This is a genomic window from Cetobacterium sp., from assembly GCF_048470075.1.
GTDB lineage: Bacteria > Fusobacteriota > Fusobacteriia > Fusobacteriales > Fusobacteriaceae > Cetobacterium_A.
In genome coordinates this window covers 1-4,858 of sequence record NZ_DBGBQB010000268.1, presented here as the reverse complement: position 1 = coordinate 4,858, position 4,858 = coordinate 1, and the positions used below count along the sequence as shown (strand labels likewise).

At 31.6% G+C, this 4,858-nt stretch carries 7 protein-coding genes; 2 read left to right on the top strand and 5 right to left on the bottom strand.

Annotated features, from left to right (window positions below):
- Window positions 1-394: hypothetical protein (locus ACMOUI_RS09650; protein WP_418965490.1), on the top strand; the 394-nt coding region annotated here is incomplete at its 5' end.
- A 40-nt stretch (window positions 395-434) separates the two neighbouring features.
- On the opposite strand, the gene recR is transcribed toward ACMOUI_RS09650, so the two are convergent.
- Genes recR through accD form a run of 5 tightly spaced genes read right to left on the bottom strand, consistent with a single transcriptional unit; the run spans window position 435 to window position 4,236 of the window.
- Window positions 435-1,028, bottom strand: a complete 594-nt coding sequence (recR, locus tag ACMOUI_RS09645; protein WP_418965489.1) for a recombination mediator RecR — start codon at window positions 1,026-1,028, stop codon at window positions 435-437.
- A gap of 12 nt (window positions 1,029-1,040) precedes the next feature.
- Window positions 1,041-1,361 carry a DUF496 family protein gene (locus ACMOUI_RS09640; RefSeq protein ID WP_023051011.1) on the bottom strand — a complete coding sequence of 107 codons (321 nt, stop codon included), beginning with the start codon at window positions 1,359-1,361 and terminating at the stop codon, window positions 1,041-1,043.
- A 14-nt stretch (window positions 1,362-1,375) separates the two neighbouring features.
- Window positions 1,376-2,341 (bottom strand): 6-phosphofructokinase, encoded by a 966-nt coding sequence (gene pfkA, locus ACMOUI_RS09635; RefSeq protein ID WP_418965488.1) that lies wholly within the window; start codon window positions 2,339-2,341, stop codon window positions 1,376-1,378.
- A 39-nt stretch (window positions 2,342-2,380) separates the two neighbouring features.
- Window positions 2,381-3,325, bottom strand: a complete 945-nt coding sequence (locus ACMOUI_RS09630; RefSeq protein WP_418965487.1) for an acetyl-CoA carboxylase carboxyltransferase subunit alpha — start codon at window positions 3,323-3,325, stop codon at window positions 2,381-2,383.
- Between the two features lie 26 nt (window positions 3,326-3,351).
- Window positions 3,352-4,236 carry an acetyl-CoA carboxylase, carboxyltransferase subunit beta gene (accD, locus tag ACMOUI_RS09625; protein WP_418965486.1) on the bottom strand — a complete coding sequence of 295 codons (885 nt, stop codon included), beginning with the start codon at window positions 4,234-4,236 and terminating at the stop codon, window positions 3,352-3,354.
- 129 nt (window positions 4,237-4,365) lie between these two features.
- On the opposite strand from accD, the gene ACMOUI_RS09620 reads away from it, so the two are divergent.
- On the top strand, window positions 4,366-4,858 hold a 493-nt coding region (locus tag ACMOUI_RS09620; protein ID WP_418965485.1), incomplete at its 3' end, for a chorismate mutase.

Genomic DNA, 4,858 nt, shown 5'->3' with positions numbered 1-4,858 from the left:
ATATAAATATATCTTTCTAAATGGTATCCTTCAGATTTTTTCTCTTTTTTTTACAGTGATTCTATTTGCATTTTTTTCCAATACATATTTTTTTATATCTATAATAGCTTTCTCATCTATATTAAGTGGTTTTATTAATATACTACTTACTACCCCTATTTTTGCATATATGAGATTAAGTATTGATAAGACCTATCTCGGTAAATTTGGTTCTTTTTTCAACATAGCCGCTTTAGGTCTCACTCCATTGGCTTTTTATATTACAGGTATACTAATTGCAAAATTTAATGCTATCACTATCTCTATTCTTCTACTGAGTATATTACTTCTTATATATATGATATTTTATATTAAAGGTATTAGATTTAAAATCGACCCAATTAAAAATCAATAATAAAAAAAGAAGATATGTGTAAACATATCTTCTTTAACTTTTATATCTCCTGTCTTCCATCTAAAGCTCTTGATATAGTTGCCACATCAGCAAACTCTATATTTCCACCCATTGGAATTCCACTAGCTATTTTAGTTATTTTTATACCGAATGGTTTCAAAAGTTTTGTTAGATACAGAGCTGTTGTCTCTCCCTCTAAATCTGGATTTAAAGCAAGAATCACCTCTTTTATCTCATCCTTTGCCACTCTTTCTAACAATGATTTTAGATTTAGTTTATCTGGAGTCATACCATTTAAAGGGTCTATCTTTCCATTTAATACATGATATGTCCCTTTATATCTTTTAGTTTTTTCCAAAGGAATTATATCACGACTATCCTCTACAACACAGATAACATTTTTTTCTCTAAACTCATCTCTACATATGTCACACATATCATTTTCACTAAAATTACCACAAACTGAACATTTTTTTACAGTTTCCTTTACATCTTTTAAAGCTTTTGAGAATCTCTCAACCTCTTGGTCTGACATCTCTAAAACATGAAAAGCTAATCTTACTGCACTTTTTCTTCCAATTCCAGGTAATCTATTAAACTCATCTATCAATATCTCTAATGACTTAGTTGCCATCTAAACTCCTTATTACTTTTTTTCTACTGGAGCTTTTTGAGCTAATGTTCTAGTTATCTCTTTAATGCTTTTTGAAATCTCTCTTCTTTCTTTTCCTAATTCAGCATTTTTGATGATATAGTCATCCACTCTATCCTCATAGTCACCTTTCATGTTTTCGATTATATCAATAATCTCTGCATAAGTCATTCCAGGTTTTAGGTACTCCTTTAAGTTTGTTAAAAGATCAACTCTTTTTCTATTGTCTCTTATTTTTCTATCATTATCTTCGATTTCTCTTTTTATTTTGTTTTTTCTTCTCTCTTTTCTAACAACGTCTAAAACTGTAATCATAATCTCATCAGCTCCTATTTACAAAGTGTTAATGCTAATTCATAGTCTTTTCTAATATCGTATTTTCTTTTTCCTTCCCAAGCAAATGATATTGGGTGAGTTACTAATTCGTTACTTTCAATTCCTACCATAACTCCTCCCTCTCCTGCTTCAAGAAGTTCTACAGCTTTTGCTCCCATTTTAGTTGCTAAAACTCTATCAAATCCAGATGGTGTTCCACCTCTTTGAACGTGAGCTAAAACTACACTTCTTACTTCTGTTGTTACTTTTTCTTTCAGTTGCTTTTCAATTTCAAAAACACTTCCAACACCTTCAGCTACAAGAACTATATCATGTAACTTCCCTTGTCTTCTTCTCTCTTTTATTTGATAAGCTAACATCTCAATTGGCTCATCTATCTCTGGTATTAAAACTCCATCTCCTCCACCAGCTAATGTTGCATGAAGAGCTAAATCACCAGCATGTCTTCCCATAACTTCCATTAAGATTGTTCTTTCGTGTGAAGTTGCTGTATCTCTTAATTTTGACATAGCATCTAATATTGTGTTTAAGCATGTATCAAAACCAATTGTATAATCTGTTCCAATTATATCATTATCTATTGTTCCAGGTAAACCTACAACTTTAAATCCATGCTCTTTAGATAATAGATCTGCACCTCTATAAGATCCATCTCCCCCTACAACAACGATTCCTTCAATCCCTCTTTTCTTTAGGTTTTCAGCTGCTATCGCTCTAAATTTAGGATCTTTAAACTCTAAACATCTCGCTGTTAAAAGAACTGTTCCACCTCTATCAATAATTCCTGATACATGACTTCCATTCATTTGGAATATCTCATCGTGTACCATTCCTAAATATCCCCTTCTTACACCAAATACTTCCATTCCTTTTGCTAAGGCTACTTTAGCTACCGCTCTTACTGCAGCGTTCATTCCTGGAGCATCTCCTCCACTTGTTAAAACCGCTATTTTTTTCATTAGCTCAACACCTCCGACACTTTCTATTAAAATTTAGATTTAGTTCTCTGTAAAACTTCCCATTTTTCTAAACTTATTATATCTATTTTTTAGTAAAGTATCTACATCTAATTTAGATAACTCTAAAAGTGATGATAAAATAACACTTTTTAGGTCATTTGCTGCACACTTATAATCTCTATGAGCCCCACCTAAAGGTTCTTTAATTATACCGTCAATTATACCTAAACTTTGTAAACTTTGACCTGATATTTTTAAATTATTTGCTGCTTCCGCCGCTTTTGATGAATCCTTATATAAAATTGCTGCACACCCCTCTGGAGAGATAACAGAATATACTGAGTTCTCCAGCATATAAACTTTATCTGCTACTCCTAGAGCAAGAGCTCCTCCTGATCCACCCTCTCCTATTACAACTGAAATTATAGGTACTTTTATCCCAGCCATCTCTAAAAGATTTCTAGCAATTGCTTCCCCTTGTCCATGTTTTTCCGCTTCAATCCCTGGATATGCTCCTGCTGTATCTATAAGATTAACTATAGGAATAGAGAATCTTTCAGCCATTTTAAATAGTCTTAATGCCTTTCTATACCCTTCTGGACTTGCCATTCCAAAGTTTCTAAAGATATTCTCCTCAATTGTTCTTCCTTTTTGATGTCCAACTATCATAACTTTTTTTCCATCAATTTTACATAGTCCACCAACTATAGCAGCATCATCTTTACATAATCTATCTCCATGTAACTCTATAAAATCTGTTGTCATATTTTCTATATAGTCCAGAGTATATGGTCTTTCTGGATGACGTGCTATAGCTACTCTGTCCCAATCACTTAGATTTTCATAAGCAGCTTTTAAATACTCATCTCTTTGCTTTGAAAGTTTCTCTATCTCTAAACTCAAATCTATATTCTTTTCTTTTGAAAAATTTTTAAGTTCCACTATTTTAGTTTCTAAATCTAAAATTTCGCTATTAAATTTCATGACACTCTCCTATAACTAAACTCTTTCTAGATGATATTATCTAAAATTTTATGAAGAGTTCTCTTCATATCCTCTCTTTTTGTTATTACGTCTACCATTCCACACTCTTGTAAAAACTCACTTCTTTGGAATCCATTAGGTAACTTCTGTTTTATTGTTTGCTCTATTACTCTTTGACCAGCAAAACCAATCAGTGCATCTGGTTCTGTCATAATGATATCTCCTAGCATTGCAAAAGATGCTGTTACTCCTCCTGTTGTTGGATTAACTGGAATCGATATAAATGGTAATCCAGCCTCTCTTAATCTCTCCAAAGCAGCTGATGTTTTTGCCATCTGCATCAATGATAAAATACCCTCATGCATTCTAGCTCCTCCAGAAGAAGCTACGATTACAACTGGCATTTTAAATTTTATCCCTCTTTCTATAGCTCTTGTTATCTTCTCTCCCACTACAGATCCCATACTTCCACCTAAGAACTCAAAGTCCATAACTGCTATACTTACTTTTATTCCAAAAATATCTCCAATTCCTGCTACAACACCCTCTAACATTCCTGTTTTTTCTACTGCGGCATCATACTTTTCCTTATATCCTGGGAAATCTAATGGGTTTTCTGAAGTCAAATTTTTATCCATCTCTTGAAAGGTATCCTCATCTATTAACAGTGCAACTCTTTCTTTTGCACTCATTGAGAAGTAATAATCACAATGTGGACATTTTTGTAAATTTTGCTCAATATCATTTTTATAAACAATCTCATGACACTCAGGACATTTTTCCCAAAGGCCTGTTATTTTTGTTTTTTTTATTATTGTTTCCTCTTTTTCTTCAACTTTTTTATTTTCTGATTTATTTTCTTTAACAGTTAAAGTTGCATACTTCTTTTTATTCAAAGAAAAAAACTTCATAATTTTCCTCCTGAAACTTTATTTATTTTAAAATATTTCAATATCTCATTCTATAAGATTTTTCACTATATTTCAATATTTATTTGATTTTGACACCTTTATATTATAGAATATGTATTGATAATGTTCATGAAATGGGTGATTAAAATTACAGGTGATATTAATAAATTAAGAGCAGAGATTGATGAAGTTGATAAAAAAATTATAGAGTTAATTTTAAAAAGAATGGAGATAGTCCATCAAGTGGGTTTAACAAAATCTAAAAATAAAACTAGAGTGTATGTTCCTGAAAGAGAAGTAGCGATCTATAAGAGGTTAAGCTCTTTTTCCAATCTTTCACCAAAGGATATTCAAAGCTTTTATACAGAGATTATCTCTTTTTGTAGAAAACTTGAAGGGATTCTTAATGTTGGAGTAAAGGCAGACTCTATCTCTCTACTTGGAGTTAAAAAACTCTTTGGTGAGTATGTAAACCCTATTTTTTTTAATACCTTCAATGAATTAGATTTAACTTCAACTAAATATATACTTTCCAAATTTTCTAAAGATATGCTAGATTTCCTTTTGGAAAACAATTGGCATGTTATTAATAAAACAGAGATTCAAGGTGAAACTTTATACC

Excerpts from the sequence above, each read along its gene's own strand:
- recR (WP_418965489.1), bottom strand. The coding sequence starts at position 1,028 with ATGGCAACTAAGTCATTAGAGATATTGATAGATGAGTTTAATAGATTA.
- pfkA (WP_418965488.1), bottom strand. The coding sequence starts at position 2,341 with ATGAAAAAAATAGCGGTTTTAACAAGTGGAGGAGATGCTCCAGGAATG.
- accD (WP_418965486.1), bottom strand. The coding sequence starts at position 4,236 with ATGAAGTTTTTTTCTTTGAATAAAAAGAAGTATGCAACTTTAACTGTT.
- ACMOUI_RS09640 (WP_023051011.1), bottom strand. The coding sequence starts at position 1,361 with ATGATTACAGTTTTAGACGTTGTTAGAAAAGAGAGAAGAAAAAACAAA.
- ACMOUI_RS09630 (WP_418965487.1), bottom strand. The coding sequence starts at position 3,325 with ATGAAATTTAATAGCGAAATTTTAGATTTAGAAACTAAAATAGTGGAA.